The following is a 16182-nucleotide window of genomic DNA, read 5'->3' as shown; positions in this document are numbered from 1 at the left end:
TGGGCCCATGACCGCCGACGCCGCCCCGCAGCCCGACCGCTCCGTCCTCGCCTCCTCGTTCGGGGCCGTGGCCGACCAGTACGACCGCGTCCGCCCGGGCTACCCCGACGACGCCGTCGACTGGATGCTCCCGGCCGGCGCTCGCCGCGTGGTCGACCTCGGCGCGGGGACCGGGAAGCTCACCCGCCTCCTCGCCGCGCGCGGCCTCGCCGTCACCGCGGTCGAGCCCGACGACCGGATGCGCCAGGTGCTCGCGGCGTCCTCGCCGGAGGTCGACGTCCAGGCGGGCAGCGGCGAGGCGATCCCCGTCGGCGACGGCGAGGAGGACGCCGTCCTCGTCGCGCAGGCTTGGCACTGGATGGACGCGGGCGCCGCAGCGCGCGAGGCCGCGCGCGTCCTGCGTCCGGGCGGGCGCCTCGGCATCGTCTGGAACGTGATGGACACCGAGGTCGACTGGGTCCGCGAGCTCGACGCCCTGCTCCAGCCGGGCGCCCGGGCCGCGGGCCGCGCGACGGAGCCCGGCCCGTTCCCCGGCTTCGGCCCGGTCGAGCACGCGTCGTTCGCCCACGTGCACCGCGTGGCACCCGAGGACGTGGTGGCCCTCGCCGGATCCATCAGCCGGATCAGCACGCTGCCCGATGCCGCGCGCGCCCGGGTGCTCGACGACATCCGGACGCTCCTCGCCGGCCACCCGGACACCGCGGGCCGCGACGCGCTCGACCTGCCGTACCGCGTCGACGCGTACCGCGCCCAGCTCGGCGGCTAGGCGCGCCCCGTCCCGCCGCGACGGCGCGCTAGGATCGACCGCACAGGCGCCGATCCGGCCATCACCGGGGAGCCTTCGGAAGAAAGCCGCGGAGGACGCGGTCAGTAGAACCGAACGGGTCGGGCCCGTCATCGCCTTCAGGAGAGTGGCCGCGCGTCGCGTGGCAAGCGGGGTGGTACCGCGCTCGGGGATCCGCACGAGGGATCCGGGCGTCCTCGCGGAGCCGACGCCCGAGGAGATGCCATGACCTACCCCCGTCCCGTCCCCGACGACCCGAGCGCCCCCGACCAGGTCGCCGCGAGCCCGCGCTTCCCGGACGTCGAGAAGGGCATCCTCGCCTTCTGGAAGCGCGACGACACCTTCCGCGCCTCCGTCGAGCGGCGCGAGGGATGCGACGAGTGGGTCTTCTACGACGGCCCGCCCTTCGCCAACGGCCTCCCGCACTACGGGCACCTCCTCACGGGCTACGCCAAGGACGCGTTCCCGCGCTTCCAGACCATGCGCGGCAAGCAGGTCCACCGCCGCTTCGGCTGGGACACGCACGGCCTGCCCGCGGAGCTCGAGGCGATGCGCCAGCTCGGGATCACCGAGAAGAGCGAGATCGAGGAGATGGGCGTCGAGGAGTTCAACGCCGTCGCCCGCCGCTCCGTGCTCGAGTACACGGGCGAGTGGGAGGACTACGTCACCCGGTCGGCCCGCTGGGTCGACTTCGAGGACGACTACAAGACGCTCGACCTCGACTTCATGGAGTCGGTCATCTGGGCGTTCAAGGAGCTGCACGCCAAGGGCCTCGCCTACGAGGGCTTCCGCGTGCTGCCGTACTGCTGGCACGACCAGACGCCGCTGAGCAACCACGAGCTGCGGATGGACGACGACGTCTACCGCATGCGCCAGGACCAGTCGGTCACCGTCACCTTCCCGCTCGTCGGGGCGAAGGCGGAGTCGCTCGGCCTCACGGCCGTGCGCGCGCTCGCCTGGACGACGACGCCCTGGACCCTGCCGACCAACATGGCGCTCGCGGTCGGGCCGGACATCACCTACGCCGTGGTGCCCGCCGGCCCCGCGGGCACGCCGGACGCCGAGGCGCCCGACGCCCTGCCCCGGGAGTCGTCCGTGCAGCTCGCGGCCGAGGTGCTCGGATCCGAGTACCTCATCGCCCAGGACCTCGTGGGGAACTACGCCAAGGACCTCGGCTACGCGTCCGCCGACGAGGCCCGCGCCGCCGTCTCCCGCACCGTCCTCGGCCGCCAGCTCGAGGGCGTCGCGTACGACCGCCTCTGGGACTTCTACGCCGACACGGAGGCGTTCGGCACCGAGAACGCGTGGCAGGTGCTCGTCGCCGACTACGTCACGACCACGGACGGCACCGGCATCGTCCACCAGGCCCCGGCCTACGGCGAGGAGGACCAGCAGGTCTGCGCCGCGGCCGGGATCCCCGTGATCCTCTCGCTCGACGAGGGCGGCCGCTTCGTCGACACCGTCCCCGAGGTCGCGGGCGAGCTGTGGTCGGACGCCGGCAAGACGCTCACGCGCATGCTCAAGGCGCAGGGCCGCCTCGTCCGCCAGGCCAGCTACGAGCACTCCTACCCGCACTGCTGGCGCTGCAAGAACCCGCTCATCTACAAGGCGGTCTCCAGCTGGTTCGTGCGCGTCACCGACTTCCGCGACGACATGGTGCGCCTCAACCAGGACATCGCGTGGACGCCCGAGAACGTCAAGGACGGCCAGTTCGGCAAGTGGATCGGCAACGCCCGCGACTGGTCGATCAGCCGCAACCGGTTCTGGGGCAGCCCCATCCCGGTGTGGAAGAGCGACGACCCGGCCTACCCGCGCATCGACGTGTACGGCAGCCTCGACGAGCTCGAGGCCGACTTCGGCGTGCGCCCGACGGATCTGCACCGCCCCTTCATCGACCGTCTCACGCGGCCGAACCCCGACGACCCGACGGGGAAGAGCACCATGCGCCGGATCGAGGACGTGCTCGACGTCTGGTTCGACTCCGGATCCATGCCGTTCGCGCAGGTGCACTACCCGTTCGAGAACCGCGAGTGGTTCGACCAGCACAGCCCGGCCGACTTCATCGTCGAGTACATCGGGCAGACCCGCGGCTGGTTCTACACGCTGCACGCGCTGTCGACCGCCCTCTTCGACCGGCCCGCGTTCTCGAGCGTCGTCAGCCACGGCATCGTGCTCGGCAACGACGGCCAGAAGATGTCGAAGTCGCTCCGCAACTACCCGGACGTGAACGAGGTGTTCGACCGCGACGGATCCGACGCCATGCGCTGGTTCCTGCTCGCGAGCCCCGTGCTCCGCGGCGGCAACCTCGTCGTCACCGAGGAGGGGATCCGCGAGGGCGTCCGCCAGGTGCTGCTCCCGCTCTGGAGCACCTGGTACTTCTTCTCGCTCTACGCCAACTCCGCGCAGCCCGGCGGCTACGAGGCGACGCGCGACACGACGAGCGACGACGTGCTGGACCGCTACATCCTGGCCCGCACGCGCCGCCTCGTCATCGAGGTCACCGAGCACATGACCGCGCTCGACTCGACGCTGGCCGCCGCCTCCCTCCGCGACTTCGCCGACGTGCTCACCAACTGGTACGTGCGCCGCAGCCGCGACCGCTTCTGGGCGGGCACGGAGCAGGGCGACACGCGCGCGTTCGACACGCTGCACACGGTCCTGGAGACCGTGACGCGCGTCGCGGCGCCGCTGCTCCCGCTCGTGTCCGAGCGCATCTGGAAGGACCTCACCGGGGGGCGCAGCGTCCACCTGGAGGACTGGCCGGAGCCCGACGACCTGCCCGCGGACGACCGCCTCGTCGAGGTGATGGACCGGGTCCGCCAGGTCGCCTCGACCGCGCTCTCGCTCCGCAAGCAGTCCGGCCTCCGCGTGCGCCAGCCGCTCGCGCGCCTCACGGTCGTGAGCGACGACGCCGACGGGCTCGCCCGGTTCGAGGACATCCTGCGCGACGAGCTCAACGTCAAGTCGGTGTCCGTCGAGGAGCTGACCCCGACGAGCGCGGCCGACGCGGGGATCACGCGCCGCCTCACCGTCAACGCGCGCGTCGCCGGGCCGCGCCTCGGCAAGGGCGTGCAGCAGGTGATCCAGGCCGCCCGCCAGGGCGACTGGACGGAGGCCGACGGCCAGGTCGTCGCGGGCGGCGTGCCGCTCGTGGCCGGCGAGTACGAGCTCGTCCTGGAGGTCGCGGGCGACCGCGCCGACCAGGCGCTCGCGCTCCTGCCGGGCGGCGGCTTCCTGCTGCTCGACACCGCGCTCACGCCGGAGCTCGAGGCCGAGGGCCTGGCGCGCGACGTCGTGCGCAACGTGCAGGACGCGCGGAAGGGCGCGGGGCTCGACGTGAGCGACCGCATCTCCCTCGTGATCCGGCTGGACGCCGCGGGCGCCGAGCAGGCGGAGCGGTTCCGCGACCTCATCGCCCGTGAGACCCTGGCGGTGGCCCTGCGGATCGACGCGGACGCGGAGGCGACGGAGGCCGGCATCACCGTCGGCGGCGGATCGCCCCTGGACATCGAGGTGGAGCGAGCATGAACGACCAGCGGGGCGGACGCCCCTTCGACGACGACGCGGACGACGTCCGCCGGGACGACGACTTCGAGCCCGAGACGGACGAGGGCGTCGACGCCGCGGCGCGCGCGCTCGACCCCGACGTCGACGGCCTGAGCGACGACCAGCTCTTCGCCGACGACGCCGCCGAGCTCCGCCGCGAGGCCGAGCAGTCCATCGTGGCCGGCCGCGAGGTCGACGACGAGAACTACTTCGAGCGCGAGGGCGACGCCGTCTACCAGGCGCTGCTCGCCCGGATGGGGGAGCAGGCGCCGCAGCCGCGCCTGTCGGCCACCCGCCGCGTGGTCGAGCTGCTCGGCGACCCGCAGCGCGCGTACGCGATCGTGCACGTCACCGGCACCAACGGGAAGACGTCGACGAGCCGGATCACCGAGAGCATCCTGCGCGCCACCGGCCTCCGCACGGGCCTCTTCACGAGCCCGCACCTCGTGCGCTTCAACGAGCGCATCGTCGTCGACGGCCTGCCGATCACCGACGAGGCGCTCAGCCGCAACTGGGCCGACGTCGAGCCCTTCATCGACCTGGTCGACCAGGAGCTCGTCGCCGCGGGCGAGGAGCCCGTCACCTTCTTCGAGGCGCTCACCGTGCTCGCGTTCGCGTCCTTCGCGGACGCGCCCGTGGACGTCGCCGTGATCGAGGTCGGCATGGGCGGCGAGTGGGACAGCACCAACGTCGGCGACGGCCAGGTCGCCGTGTTCACGCCCGTCTCGCTCGACCACACACAGCGCCTCGGATCCACCGTCGCGGAGATCGCGCGCACCAAGTCCGGCATCGTCAAGCCCGCCGCGGACGTGGTGTCGAGCGCGCAGGACCCCGAGGTCGTGGCCGAGCTCATGCGCGCGGCCGAGCTGACGGAGTCGACGTGGTCGATGGAGGGGGAGCGGTTCCGCCTCCTCGACACGACCCTCGCGGTCGGCGGCCAAATCATCAGCGTGCAGGGCCTCGCGGGCACCTACCGCGACGTGTTCCTGCCGCTCTTCGGCGCGCACCAGGCGCAGAACGCCGCGGTCGCGATCGCCGCGGTCGAGTCGTTCCTCGGCGGCGGCGACCACGCCATCCACGACGACGTGCTCGCGGAGGGCCTCGCCACCGCGACGAGCCCCGGCCGCCTGCAGGTCGTGGGCACCGAGCCGACCGTGCTCGTCGACGCCGCCCACAACCCCGCGGGCGCCGCGTCGCTCGCGGCCGCGCTGCCCGTCTACTTCACGTTCGACCGCGTCACGGCCGTCATCGGCGTGCTCGCGGACAAGGACGCGGAGGGCATCGTGCGCGAGCTCGCGCCCGTCGTCGACCACTTCATCGTCACGCGGTCCACGTCGGAGCGCTCGGTGGATCCCGACGAGCTGGCCCGCATCGTCGTCGGCGTCGTCGGCCGCGACCGGGTCACGGTCGAACCCGACCTCCGCACCGCCCTCGAGGACGCGCGCGACTCCGCGGGTGAGACCGAGAAGGGCGCGGCGCTCGTCACCGGCTCGATCCTCCTCGTCGGCGAGGCCATCGCCCACGCCGCCGACGAGGGCTGGAAGACCGCGTGAGCACCGACGGCCGCCCGGCCCGCACACGACGGCCGCGCCCGCCGCGCACGACGGTCGAGATCCTCGGATCCATCGTCATGGGCTTCCAGGTCATCGTGGTGTTCCTCGCGAGCCTCGTCGCCTTCGGCCTCGAGGCGCTACCGGCGCTCCCCGCGCTCGGCGGCGGCGCCCTCCTCGTGCTGGCCATGCTCGCCGTCGTCGGCGCGCTCCGCACTCCGCTGGGCATCCGCGCCGGCTGGGTCGTGCAGGTGCTCGTCGTCCTCACCGGCTTCGTGCTGCCCGCGATGTTCGCGGTCGGCGGCTTCTTCCTGCTGCTCTGGATCTACGCCATGGTGCAGGGCGCCCGCATCGACCGCGAGAAGGCGGCCGCGCGCGGCGCGTGGGAGCAGGCCATGCTCGACGAGCAGGCCGCGGCGGGCAACGCGCCCGCGCCGGGCGACGAGCGCCCCACCGACCACCGACCGACCACCGAGCCGCCGGCTCCCACCCCGTAGGAGGCACCCATGTCCGCTCCCGTCCAGGAGACCCTCGTCCTCGTCAAGCCCGACGGCGTCGCCCGCGGCCTCACCGGCGAGATCCTCCGCCGCATCGAGGCCAAGGGCTACCAGATCGTCGACCTCCGCATGGTCCAGGCCGAGCGCGCACTGCTCGAGCAGCACTACGAGGAGCACCAGGGCAAGCCGTTCTACGAGCCGCTCGTGGAGTTCATGGAGTCGGGCCCGATCGTCGCGGTGCGCGTCGCCGGGAACCGCGTCATCGAGGGCTTCCGCTCGCTCGCCGGCACGACCGACCCGACGGGCGCCGCCCCCGGCACGATCCGCGGCGACCTCGGCCGCGACTGGGGCCTCGCCGTGGCGCAGAACCTCGTGCACGGCAGCGACTCCCCGGAGTCGGCCGCGCGCGAGCTCGCGCTCTGGTTCTAGGACCCGCGAGACGAGAGGGGCCGACCGGCGATCCGGTCGGCCCCTCTCGTCGTCCGGGCGCCTCAGCCGAACAGCGTCGGGATGAGCGCCGGGAACGTCGCGATGATCGCGACCACGATGATCGCGTAGTTGAGCACCACGACCGCCCACGTGTACGGCGCCACGGCGTCGGCGGCCCGGCGGACGCCCGCGGGCAGCGGCAGGAGCCCCGCGCGGGCGGTGGCGGAGAGCGTGCCCCACCACAGCGGGATCATCGCGCTCCACACCAGGAGGCAGTACGGGCAGAGCGCGCCGATGACGAAGACGCTCTGCGTGAAGAGCCACGTCACGAACACCCAGCCGCCGAGCGTGCCGAGCGCGAACAGCGTCCAGAACCAGCGCGCGAACCGGGCGCCCGCGAACAGGGCCATGCCGATCACGACGGGCACCACGAACGCCGCCACGCCGATGAGCGGGTTCGGGAAGCCGAACAGCGATCCCTGCGGCGACTGGATGACGGTGGCGCACGAGATGAACGGGTTGACGTCGCACGAGAGCGACGCGCCCGGGTTCTCCAGGAGGTGCAGCCGGTCGAGCACGAGGACGAACGCGCCGATCCAGCCGACGACGCCCGTGACGACGAGCAGGACGGCCAGCGAGCGGGGGTGCGCGGGGGCCCGGGTGGCGGTCATGCGGCGATCATGGCAGACGGGGGAGCGCCGACCCTGACGGCCGGGTGGGCGTCGGCGTGCGATACTGGCAGGCAGGTCGACCCGCCGCGCGGGACGACCGCCATGAAGAGTCTTTCCCGGGGCAGACCCGGACCGCCCGGCACGTCCGGCGGCGGACAGCCAGTTCCGCACCAGTGCGCACGACCGAAGCCTCGGGCCGGACGTCGCAGACCAGGATCGACGGAGAACCGCGTACGCGGGGATCCACTCGGAGAGCTACCGGGGCACGGCGCGGCCGTACCGACCGGTTGAGGAGTGCACCAGAGATGGTGGAGAGAGACGAGAACACCGGCAGGAGGCGACCCAGCCTCTTCGAGCGGCTCACGGGCCGTCGCGCCGAGACGACCGCGGCGACGGGGACCGGCGGCACGCCCGCCATCCCCGCGTCCGCGACCCCCGAGGCGAGCGGCACGCCCGCCGCCTCCGAAGCGAAGGGCCACACCCTGAACGAGAACGACGACACCCGATCCACGCCCGACGAGACGGAGGCGCCGGTCGTCCGACGCTCCCGCCGCGCGAGCACGCCCGCATCCGCGCCCGCGGTCGCCCAGCCGGACGACGCCAGCGTCGACGCGTCCGCCTCGGCCTCGGCCTCCGCTCCCGCGGCCTCCGAGGACGCTCCGGCCGCCGAGCAGCCCGCCGCGCCCGCCGCCCGGGCGCCCCGGAAGCGCGCCCCCCGCAAGGCCGCCGTCCCGGCCGAGCAGGAGGAGCCCGTCGGCGGCGTCGCCGACACGGAGGCGACCGTCGACGAGCCCGCCGCGGCCGAGCCGGTCGACGAGCCCGCCGCCGAGGCCCCCGCGGCTCCGGCACGCGCCGTGCCGTCCCTCTCCGTCTTCTTCCAGGCCCCGGACATCGCGCCGCTGCCTCCCCGCCGCGAGCGGGACGACCGCCGGGACGACCGCCGGGACGACGCCCGCGACGAGGACGACGACCTCGACCGCGACGACCGCCCCTCGCGCTCCTCGCGTCGCGGTGGCCGCGGACAGGACCGCGGCGTCAGCCGCGACGGCCGCGGCCGCGACCCCCGCGACGACGACCACGACGACGAGGACGACTCGCCGTCGGTCCGCCGCCGCGCGCGCCGCCGCTCCGGCGAGGAGGGCCGCGACGGCGACGACGCGCCCGGCACGGTCGTCAAGGTCCGCACGCCGCGCGAGCCCGAGCTCATCACCGAGCCGCAGCGGATCAAGGGATCCACGCGCCTCGAGGCCAAGAAGCAGCGCCGCCGCGACGGGCGCGACGCCGGCCGCCGCCGCCCCGTCCTCACCGAGTCGGAGTACCTGGCGCGCCGCGAGTCCGTCGACCGCAGCATGATCGTGCGCTCGCGCGACGGCAAGATCCAGATCGGCGTCCTCGAGGACCAGGTGCTCGTGGAGCACTACGTCGCCCGCGCCGACGAGGCGTCCCTCATCGGCAACGTCTACCTCGGCCGCGTCCAGAACGTGCTGCCCAGCATGGAGGCCGCCTTCATCGACATCGGCCGCGGCCGCAACGCCGTGCTCTACTCCGGCGAGGTCGACTGGGAGGCCGCCAACGCCGACAAGGGGCCGGGCAACCACGCGCGTCGCATCGAGGTGGCGCTGAAGCCCGGCGACCGCGTGCTCGTCCAGGTCACCAAGGACCCGGTCGGCCACAAGGGCGCCCGCCTCACGAGCCAGGTGAGCCTCCCCGGCCGCTACCTCGTGTACGTGCCCAACGGGTCCATGAACGGCATCAGCCGCAAGCTCCCCGACACCGAGCGCGCGCGCCTCAAGAAGACGCTCAAGGAGGTGCTGCCCGAGAACGTGGGCGTCATCGTCCGCACCGCCGCCGAGGGCGCGACCGAGGAGCAGCTGAAGCTCGACGTCGAGCGCCTCACGTCGCAGTGGGCCGAGATCAGCCGCCAGGTCGAGAAGGCGCAGGCGCCCGCGCTCCTGCACTCGGAGCCCGACCTGCTGCTGAAGATCATCCGCGACGTCTTCAACGAGGACTTCCGCGAGCTCGTGATCGACGGCGGCGACGCCCAGGAGATCATCGAGGGCTACCTGCGCGGCGTGGCGCCCGACCTCATCGACCGGGTGCAGACGTACTCGGGCGAGAAGGACTCGTTCGACCACTACCGCGTCAGCGAGCAGATCGAGAAGGCGCTCGACCGCAAGGTCTGGCTGCCCTCCGGCGGCTCGCTCGTCATCGACCGCACCGAGGCCATGACCGTGGTCGACGTCAACACGGGCAAGTTCGTCGGATCCGGCGGCAACCTCGAGGAGACCGTCACCAAGAACAACCTCGAGGCCGCGGAGGAGATCGTCCGCCAGATGCGCCTGCGGGACATCGGCGGGATCATCGTCGTCGACTTCATCGACATGGTCCTCGAGACCAACCGCGACCTCGTCCTCCGCCGCCTGGTGGAGTGCCTCAGCCGCGACCGGACCAAGCACCAGGTCGCCGAGGTGACCTCGCTCGGCCTCGTGCAGATGACCCGCAAGAAGCTCGGCCTCGGGCTGCTCGAGTCGTTCTCCGAGAACTGCGAGACGTGCGCCGGGCGGGGGATCATCATCCACCACGACCCGCTCATGGCCCACAAGCAGACGCCCCAGGAGCCCGTGCAGGGCCAGGGTCGTCGTCGCGGCGGCAAGGGCCAGCAGGACCACGGCACCGGCGGCGGCAACGGCGGCGGCGGTCGCGGAAGCGGGGGCGGCCAGGCGCAGCAGCAGCAGCAGCGCCCGCCCGCGGCCAGCACCCACAGCATCACCGACGACGCGCGCAGCGCCCTGGCGAAGATCGCCACGAGCACCATCCAGACGGTGACCGAGGCCATCGACCGGGTCGAGGACGTCGTGCGCACGCCGGACGGGACAGCCGAGGCCCCGTCGCAGGCCGACGCCGCTCCCGTCGAGGAGCAGCCGCGCGGCGACCGCCCGCGTCGCAGCCGCGGGGGCCGGGGACGCGCGTCGTCCGCGACCGCCGAGGCGCCCGAGCGCTCGGAGACGCAGGCGCCCACCGTCGAGGCGCCGTCCGCGCCCGCCGAGGACCCGACGCCCGCCGACGCTCCCGTGGAGGAGCCCGCCCTGTCGACGCTGGAGCCGCGCGAGGCCATCCGCCTGGAGCCCGTGCAGATCCTCGACATCCCGGTCGCGAGCACCCGCACGGCCCCGCGCCGCGTGAGCTCGGCCGACGCGGAGCAGCTGCTCGGCTCCGTGCTCGACGCGCTGCCGCAGCCCAAGGAGCCCGGCCAGGGGCGTTCGCGCAGCCGCCGGGTCTCCACGCAGACGCTCACGACGCCGGCCCCGGCCGACGACGCGAGCTGACGCGTCGGCCGCCCGCTCGGCGGCCGCACGACCGAGGGCCCGGAGCATCCGCTCCGGGCCCTCGGTCGTCGTCGACCACGCGCGGTCAGGAGCCGGGCGCGCGCCGCTCCCGCTGGGTGACCCGCAGGCCGCTCGCCTGCAGCCGGCGCACGAGGTCGCGGTTGGAGACCGGCTCGGCGCCGCGCGCCACCAGCTCCGCGTGCCGCTCCTCGGGCACGTCGTAGTGGTCGCGGTCGAAGGCGCGCTCCGGGATCCCGGCGGCGCGGGCGAAGGCGTGCAGCTCCTCGAGCGACGCGTCGCTCACGAGGTGTGCCCAGAGCCGGCCGTGCGCGGGCCAGGCCGGTCGGTCGAGGAGCACGCTCATGCTGCGAGCTTAGGCAGGCGGCGCCGCGTCGGCGGTCCGGGGGAGCGGACGGGACACGCGCGACGCGCCCGGCGCGCATGCGGCGGGACGGGCGCCGGCTCGCGTATGATCGACCGAGGACGCCGGGGGCCTGGAGTTTGACCCCTGTCCGGCGTTCCGGTAACGTGAGTCGCTGGCATGCGCCGATCCCCAGAGATCGTGCGCCTGCGGCAGACTTCCTCCAATGATTCGGGCCACAGGGCGTCAAGTCCCCAGTGAGTCAAGCCCGCGAGAGAAAACAGGTACGGAAAAGTGGTTTACGCAGTTGTGCGCGCCGGCGGTCGGCAGGAGAAGGTCGAGGTCGGGACCATCGTCACGATGGACCGGGTCAAGAACCAGCAGAGCGGCAAGGTCGTGCTCCCCGCGGTCCTGCTCGTCGACGGCGACACCATCACCACGGACGCCGCGAAGCTCGCCGACGTCACCGTCAGCGCCGAGATCCTGAACGACCTCCGCGGTCCCAAGATCGTCATCCAGAAGTTCAAGAACAAGACCGGGTACAAGAAGCGCCAGGGGCACCGCCAGGACCTCACGCGCGTCCAGGTCACCGAGATCAACTAGCACTGAGAACGCAGGGAGAAGCAGATGGCACACAAGAAGGGCGCGAGCTCTACCCGCAACGGCCGTGACTCGAACGCCCAGCGCCTCGGCGTGAAGCGCTTCGGCGGCCAGGTCGTCGGCGCCGGCGAGATCATCGTCCGCCAGCGCGGCACGCACTTCCACCCCGGCGTCAACGTCGGGCGTGGCGGCGACGACACGCTGTTCGCCCTCTCCGCCGGCTCGGTGGAGTTCGGCGTCAAGGGCGGCCGCAAGGTCGTCAACATCGTCGTCCCGGCCTAGCGCAGGCCGACAGCACGGACCCTGCAGCGGCACTGCCGCGCAGCACCTCAAGGGCGGGCCTCCTCGGCCCGCCCTTGCGTGCGTTTCGCGGGGAACACCTCTAGAAGAAACGAGCGACAGCCATGGCGACATTCGTCGACACCGTGACCCTCCACCTGCGGGCGGGAAACGGCGGCAACGGCTGCGTCTCGGTCCGCCGCGAGAAGTTCAAGCCCCTCGCGGGACCCGACGGCGGCAACGGCGGCAACGGCGGGGACATCGTCCTCGTCGCCGACCCACAGGTCACGACGCTGCTGGCCTACCACCGCGGTCCGCACCGCTCGTCCCGCAACGGCGGTCCCGGCATGGGCGACCACCGCCACGGCACGCTCGGCGAGATGCTCGAGCTCCCGGTGCCCGTGGGCACCGTCGTGAAGGACGTGGACGGCAACGAGCTCGCCGACATGGCCACGCCCGGCATGCGCTTCATCGCGGCGGAGGCCGGCCAGGGCGGGCTCGGCAACGCGTCGCTCGCCACCACCAAGCGCAAGGCGCCGGGCTTCGCTCTGCTCGGCACGCGCGGCTACGAGGGCGACGTCGTCCTCGAGCTGAAGGTCGTCGCCGACGTGGCGCTCGTGGGCTACCCGTCCGCGGGCAAGTCGAGCCTGGTCGCCGCCATCTCGGCCGCGAAGCCGAAGATCGCCGACTACCCCTTCACCACGCTGCACCCGAACCTCGGCGTCGTCGAGGTCGCGGACTCGCGCTACACCGTCGCGGACGTGCCCGGCCTCATCGAGGGCGCGAGCGAGGGCAAGGGCCTCGGCCTCGAGTTCCTCCGCCACGTCGAGCGCTGCTCCGCCCTCCTGCACGTGCTCGACTGCGCGACGCTGGATCCCGGCCGCGACCCCATCTCGGACCTCGACATCATCCTCACCGAGCTCGCCGCCTACCCGGTGCCCGCCGGCCAGGTGCCGCTGCTCGAGCGTCCGCAGCTCATCGCGCTCAACAAGATCGACGTGCCCGAGGCCCAGGAGCTCGCCGAGCTCGTCCGTCCCGAGCTCGAGGCCCGCGGCTACCGCGTCTTCGACATCTCCACGGTCAGCCACGACGGCCTGCGCCAGCTGTCCTTCGCCCTCGCCGAGCTCGTCGAGGACGCCAGGAGGAAGGCCGCCGAGGAGCCCGAGGCCCCGCGGATCGTGCTGCGTCCCCGCGCCGTCAACGAGAAGCCGTTCACCATCCGCGTCGACGGCGGCAGCTACGGCGACATCTACCGCGTCATCGGCACCAAGCCCGAGCGCTGGGTGCAGCAGACCGACTTCACCAACGACGAGGCCGTCGGCTACCTCGCTGACCGCCTGGCCAAGCTCGGCGTCGAGGACGGGCTGTTCAAGGCGGGCGCCGTGGCCGGATCCAGCGTCGTCATCGGCGAGGGCGACGGCATCGTCTTCGACTGGGAGCCCACCCTCACGTCGACGGCGGAGCTCATCACGAGCCCCCGCGGCGCCGACGCCCGCGTCGACCCGATCAGCCGCCGCACCAACCAGGCGCGTCGCGAGGACTACTTCGCCCGCATGGACGCCAAGGCCGAGGCCCGCGCGCAGCTCGTGCGCGAGGGCGAGGCGGGCCTCTGGGCGGACGACGACGCGACCGACGAGGACGCGCCCACGGACGACAGGGCGTAGCGGGTGGGCACGGCCACGCGCGCGGGCGTCGCGTCCGCGCGGCGCATCGTCGTGAAGGTCGGCTCGTCCTCCATCAGCGGGGAGAACGCCGGCCAGATCGCGCCCCTCGTGGACGCGATCGCGTCGGCGCACGCACGGGGAGCCGAGATCGTCCTCGTCTCCTCCGGCGCCATCGCGACGGGGATGCCCTTCCTCCGGCTGGACGACCGCCCGGCCGACCTCGCCACGCAGCAGGCCGCCGCCGCGGTCGGCCAGAGCGTGCTGATCTTCCGCTACCAGGAGAGCCTCGACCGCTACGGCATCGTCGCGGGCCAGGTGCTCCTCACGGCCGGCGACCTCGCGGCGCCCGACCACCGCGAGAACGCGCAGCGCGCCATGGAGCGCCTGCTGGGGCTCCGGCTGCTGCCGATCGTCAACGAGAACGACACCGTGGCCACGCACGAGATCCGCTTCGGCGACAACGACCGGCTCGCCGCGCTCGTCGCCCGGCTGGTCGACGCCGACCTGCTGCTCCTCCTCTCGGACGTGGACGCGCTCTACACGCGGCCGCCCCAGGAGCCCGGTGCCCGACGCATCGAGCACGTAGCGTTCGGCGACGAGCTCGAGGGCGTCGAGATCGGCAGCACGGGCACGGGCGTGGGCACCGGGGGAGCGGTGACGAAGGTCGCCGCCGCGCGCCTCGCCGCCGAGGCCGGCACCGGGGTCCTGCTCACGTCGACCGCGCAGGTGGCGGAGGCCCTCGACGGCGCCCCCGTCGGCACCTGGTTCGCGCCCCGCGGCTGAGCCGCCCGTCGACGCTCCCGGGCCGGCGCGCCTGGCTAGGCTGCCGTGCATGCCCTCGAACGCCCCCGGCGCCTCCGCCGTCCTACCCGCCGACGTCATCCCGGAGGACTCCCACCCCGCTGACGACCTCGAGCGGATCCTCGTGGCCGGCCGGGCGGCGTCCACGGCCCTCGCCGCCAGCACGTCGGTCCGGCGCGACGCGGCGCTCGACGCCGTCGCGGTCGCCCTCGTCGACGCGTCCGACCGCATCGTCGCCGCGAACGCCGCCGACCTCGCCGCGGGCCGTGCATCCGGGCTGGCGACCGGCCTCCTCGACCGGCTGACGCTCGACGCGCGGCGCGTGGCGTCGCTCGCCGACGCCGTCTCCGGGATCCGCGCGCTCGACGACCCGCTCGGCCACGTCGTCCGCGGCCGCACGCTCCCGAACGGCCTGCTGCTCTCGCAGGTGCGCGTGCCCTTCGGCGTCGTCGGCGCGATCTACGAGGCGCGACCCAACGTCACGGTCGACATCGCGGCCCTCGCCCTCAAGAGCGGGAACGCCGTCGTGCTGCGCGGGGGATCCGCCGCGCTCCGCACCAACGCCGTCCTCGTCGACGTGATGCGCGGCGCCCTCGAGCGCGCCGGCCTCCCCGCGGACTCGGTGCAGACGGTCGACGCGCACGGCCGCGCGGGCGCCGCCCGGCTCATGCGGGCGCGCGGCCTCGTGGACGTGCTCGTGCCACGGGGGTCCGCCGAGCTCATCCGCACCGTCGTGGAGGAGTCCACCGTGCCCGTCATCGAGACCGGGGCGGGCGTCGTCCACGTCTACCTCGACGCGTCGGCCGACGCGCGCATGGCCGTCGACATCGCGGTCGACGCCAAGGTCAGCCGCCCGAGCGTGTGCAACGCGATGGAGACGCTCCTCGTCCACCGCGACGCCGCGGCCCGGATCCTGCCCGCCGTGCTCGACGCCCTCCGCGACCGCGGCGTGACCGTGCACGGCGACGCCGCGGTGCGCGCGCTGTGGCCCGACGCGGTCCCCGCCACCGACGACGACTGGGCCGCCGAGTACCTCTCGCTCGACCTGGCCGTGCGCGTCGTCGACTCCGTGAAGGACGCCGTCGCCCACATCGCCCGATGGTCGACGCACCACACCGAGTCCATCGTCACGGCCGACCTCGCCGTGGCCGAGCGCTTCCTCGCCGCCGTGGACTCGGCCGTCGTCATGGTCAACGCGTCCACGCGCTTCACCGACGGATCCGAGTTCGGGTTCGGCGCGGAGGTCGGCATCTCCACGCAGAAGCTGCACGCACGCGGTCCGATGGGACTCCAGGAGCTCACCAGCACCAAGTGGGTCGTGCGGGGGAGCGGCCAGGTCCGCGGCTGACGGCGCGCCCGGCCGCGGGTGCGCCCCGTGCGGGGGCCCGCCGGTAGGATGGCAGGCGCCGCCTCCGCTCGACGGGGCGTGCCACGAACGGAGATCCCATGCACGCGCTGACCACCACCATCCTCGCCGAGACCGAGCACGCCATGGAGCTCGCCGCTCCGCTGTGGGTGTTCCCGGCCGTCGCGGCCGTCGTGTTCGTCGCGCTCGGGGTGGTCATGTTCAGCTTCCGCGACGTGAGCAACCGCCACTCGGAGAAGTGGGGCAAGCCCCCCGTCGCCGAGCAGGGCCACGGCACCGCCGACTCGACGCACTGAGCGCGAGCACCC

14 protein-coding genes are annotated in these 16182 nt (G+C 73.5%); 12 read left to right on the top strand and 2 right to left on the bottom strand.

Features of this window, described 5'->3' with window-relative positions; translation table 11 throughout:
* Positions 1 to 7 precede the first annotated feature (7 nt).
* From FGI33_RS05865 to ndk, 5 genes are all read left to right on the top strand, one after another.
* The gene (locus FGI33_RS05865) at positions 8 to 766 is read left to right on the top strand and encodes a class I SAM-dependent methyltransferase (RefSeq protein ID WP_119434455.1); all 759 of its coding nucleotides are present in this window, start codon (positions 8 to 10) and stop codon (positions 764 to 766) included.
* A gap of 243 nt (positions 767 to 1009) precedes the next feature.
* The gene (gene ileS / locus FGI33_RS05860) at positions 1010 to 4312 is read left to right on the top strand and encodes an isoleucine--tRNA ligase (protein ID WP_119434454.1); all 3303 of its coding nucleotides are present in this window, start codon (positions 1010 to 1012) and stop codon (positions 4310 to 4312) included.
* Complete coding sequence (locus FGI33_RS05855) at positions 4309 to 5883, top strand: bifunctional folylpolyglutamate synthase/dihydrofolate synthase (protein ID WP_119434453.1); 1575 nt, start codon at positions 4309 to 4311, stop codon at positions 5881 to 5883. The genes ileS and FGI33_RS05855 overlap by 4 nt, the downstream gene beginning before the upstream one ends.
* Positions 5880 to 6377 (top strand): DUF4233 domain-containing protein, encoded by a 498-nt coding sequence (locus FGI33_RS05850; RefSeq protein WP_119434452.1) that lies wholly within the window; start codon positions 5880 to 5882, stop codon positions 6375 to 6377. Before FGI33_RS05855 ends, FGI33_RS05850 begins: the two co-directional genes overlap by 4 nt.
* Positions 6378 to 6386: 9 nt before the next feature.
* Positions 6387 to 6806: a nucleoside-diphosphate kinase gene (gene ndk / locus FGI33_RS05845; RefSeq protein ID WP_012038171.1), complete on the top strand. Its 420-nt coding sequence runs from the start codon at positions 6387 to 6389 to the stop codon at positions 6804 to 6806.
* A 62-nt stretch (positions 6807 to 6868) separates the two neighbouring features.
* Here the strand turns inward: ndk and FGI33_RS05840 are convergent, their stop codons facing one another.
* On the bottom strand, positions 6869 to 7477 hold the full coding sequence (locus tag FGI33_RS05840) for a vitamin K epoxide reductase family protein (RefSeq protein ID WP_119434451.1): 609 nt from the start codon (positions 7475 to 7477) through the stop codon (positions 6869 to 6871).
* 305 nt (positions 7478 to 7782) lie between these two features.
* On the opposite strand from FGI33_RS05840, the gene FGI33_RS05835 reads away from it, so the two are divergent.
* Entirely contained in the window at positions 7783 to 10803 is a 3021-nt protein-coding gene (locus FGI33_RS05835) for an Rne/Rng family ribonuclease (RefSeq protein ID WP_237582372.1), read from the top strand.
* An 85-nt stretch (positions 10804 to 10888) separates the two neighbouring features.
* Here the strand turns inward: FGI33_RS05835 and FGI33_RS05830 are convergent, their stop codons facing one another.
* Positions 10889 to 11167: a DUF4031 domain-containing protein gene (locus tag FGI33_RS05830; RefSeq protein WP_119435056.1), complete on the bottom strand. Its 279-nt coding sequence runs from the start codon at positions 11165 to 11167 to the stop codon at positions 10889 to 10891.
* Positions 11168 to 11458: 291 nt separating this feature from the next.
* Here FGI33_RS05830 and rplU point away from each other — a divergent pair, with 291 nt between their 5' ends.
* The 6 genes from rplU to FGI33_RS05800 all read left to right on the top strand — a co-directional run bounded on the left by rplU (position 11459) and on the right by FGI33_RS05800 (position 16170).
* Positions 11459 to 11767: a 50S ribosomal protein L21 gene (rplU, locus tag FGI33_RS05825; protein ID WP_012038175.1), complete on the top strand. Its 309-nt coding sequence runs from the start codon at positions 11459 to 11461 to the stop codon at positions 11765 to 11767.
* Between the two features lie 24 nt (positions 11768 to 11791).
* On the top strand, positions 11792 to 12046 hold the full coding sequence (rpmA, locus tag FGI33_RS05820; protein WP_012299161.1) for a 50S ribosomal protein L27: 255 nt from the start codon (positions 11792 to 11794) through the stop codon (positions 12044 to 12046).
* A 122-nt stretch (positions 12047 to 12168) separates the two neighbouring features.
* Entirely contained in the window at positions 12169 to 13707 is a 1539-nt protein-coding gene (gene obgE, locus FGI33_RS05815) for a GTPase ObgE (RefSeq protein ID WP_119435055.1), read from the top strand.
* 3 nt (positions 13708 to 13710) lie between these two features.
* Positions 13711 to 14490, top strand: a complete 780-nt coding sequence (gene proB, locus FGI33_RS05810; protein WP_119435054.1) for a glutamate 5-kinase — start codon at positions 13711 to 13713, stop codon at positions 14488 to 14490.
* A 49-nt stretch (positions 14491 to 14539) separates the two neighbouring features.
* Complete coding sequence (locus tag FGI33_RS05805; protein ID WP_237582371.1) at positions 14540 to 15856, top strand: glutamate-5-semialdehyde dehydrogenase; 1317 nt, start codon at positions 14540 to 14542, stop codon at positions 15854 to 15856.
* 98 nt (positions 15857 to 15954) lie between these two features.
* Complete coding sequence (locus FGI33_RS05800) at positions 15955 to 16170, top strand: hypothetical protein (protein WP_119402173.1); 216 nt, start codon at positions 15955 to 15957, stop codon at positions 16168 to 16170.
* The last annotated feature ends 12 nt before the right edge of the window (positions 16171 to 16182 follow it).

Origin of the sequence: Clavibacter phaseoli (assembly GCF_021922925.1) — a bacterium.
Classification (GTDB): Bacteria; Actinomycetota; Actinomycetes; order Actinomycetales; family Microbacteriaceae; genus Clavibacter; species Clavibacter phaseoli.
This window is presented reverse-complemented; position numbering and strand designations above follow the sequence as displayed.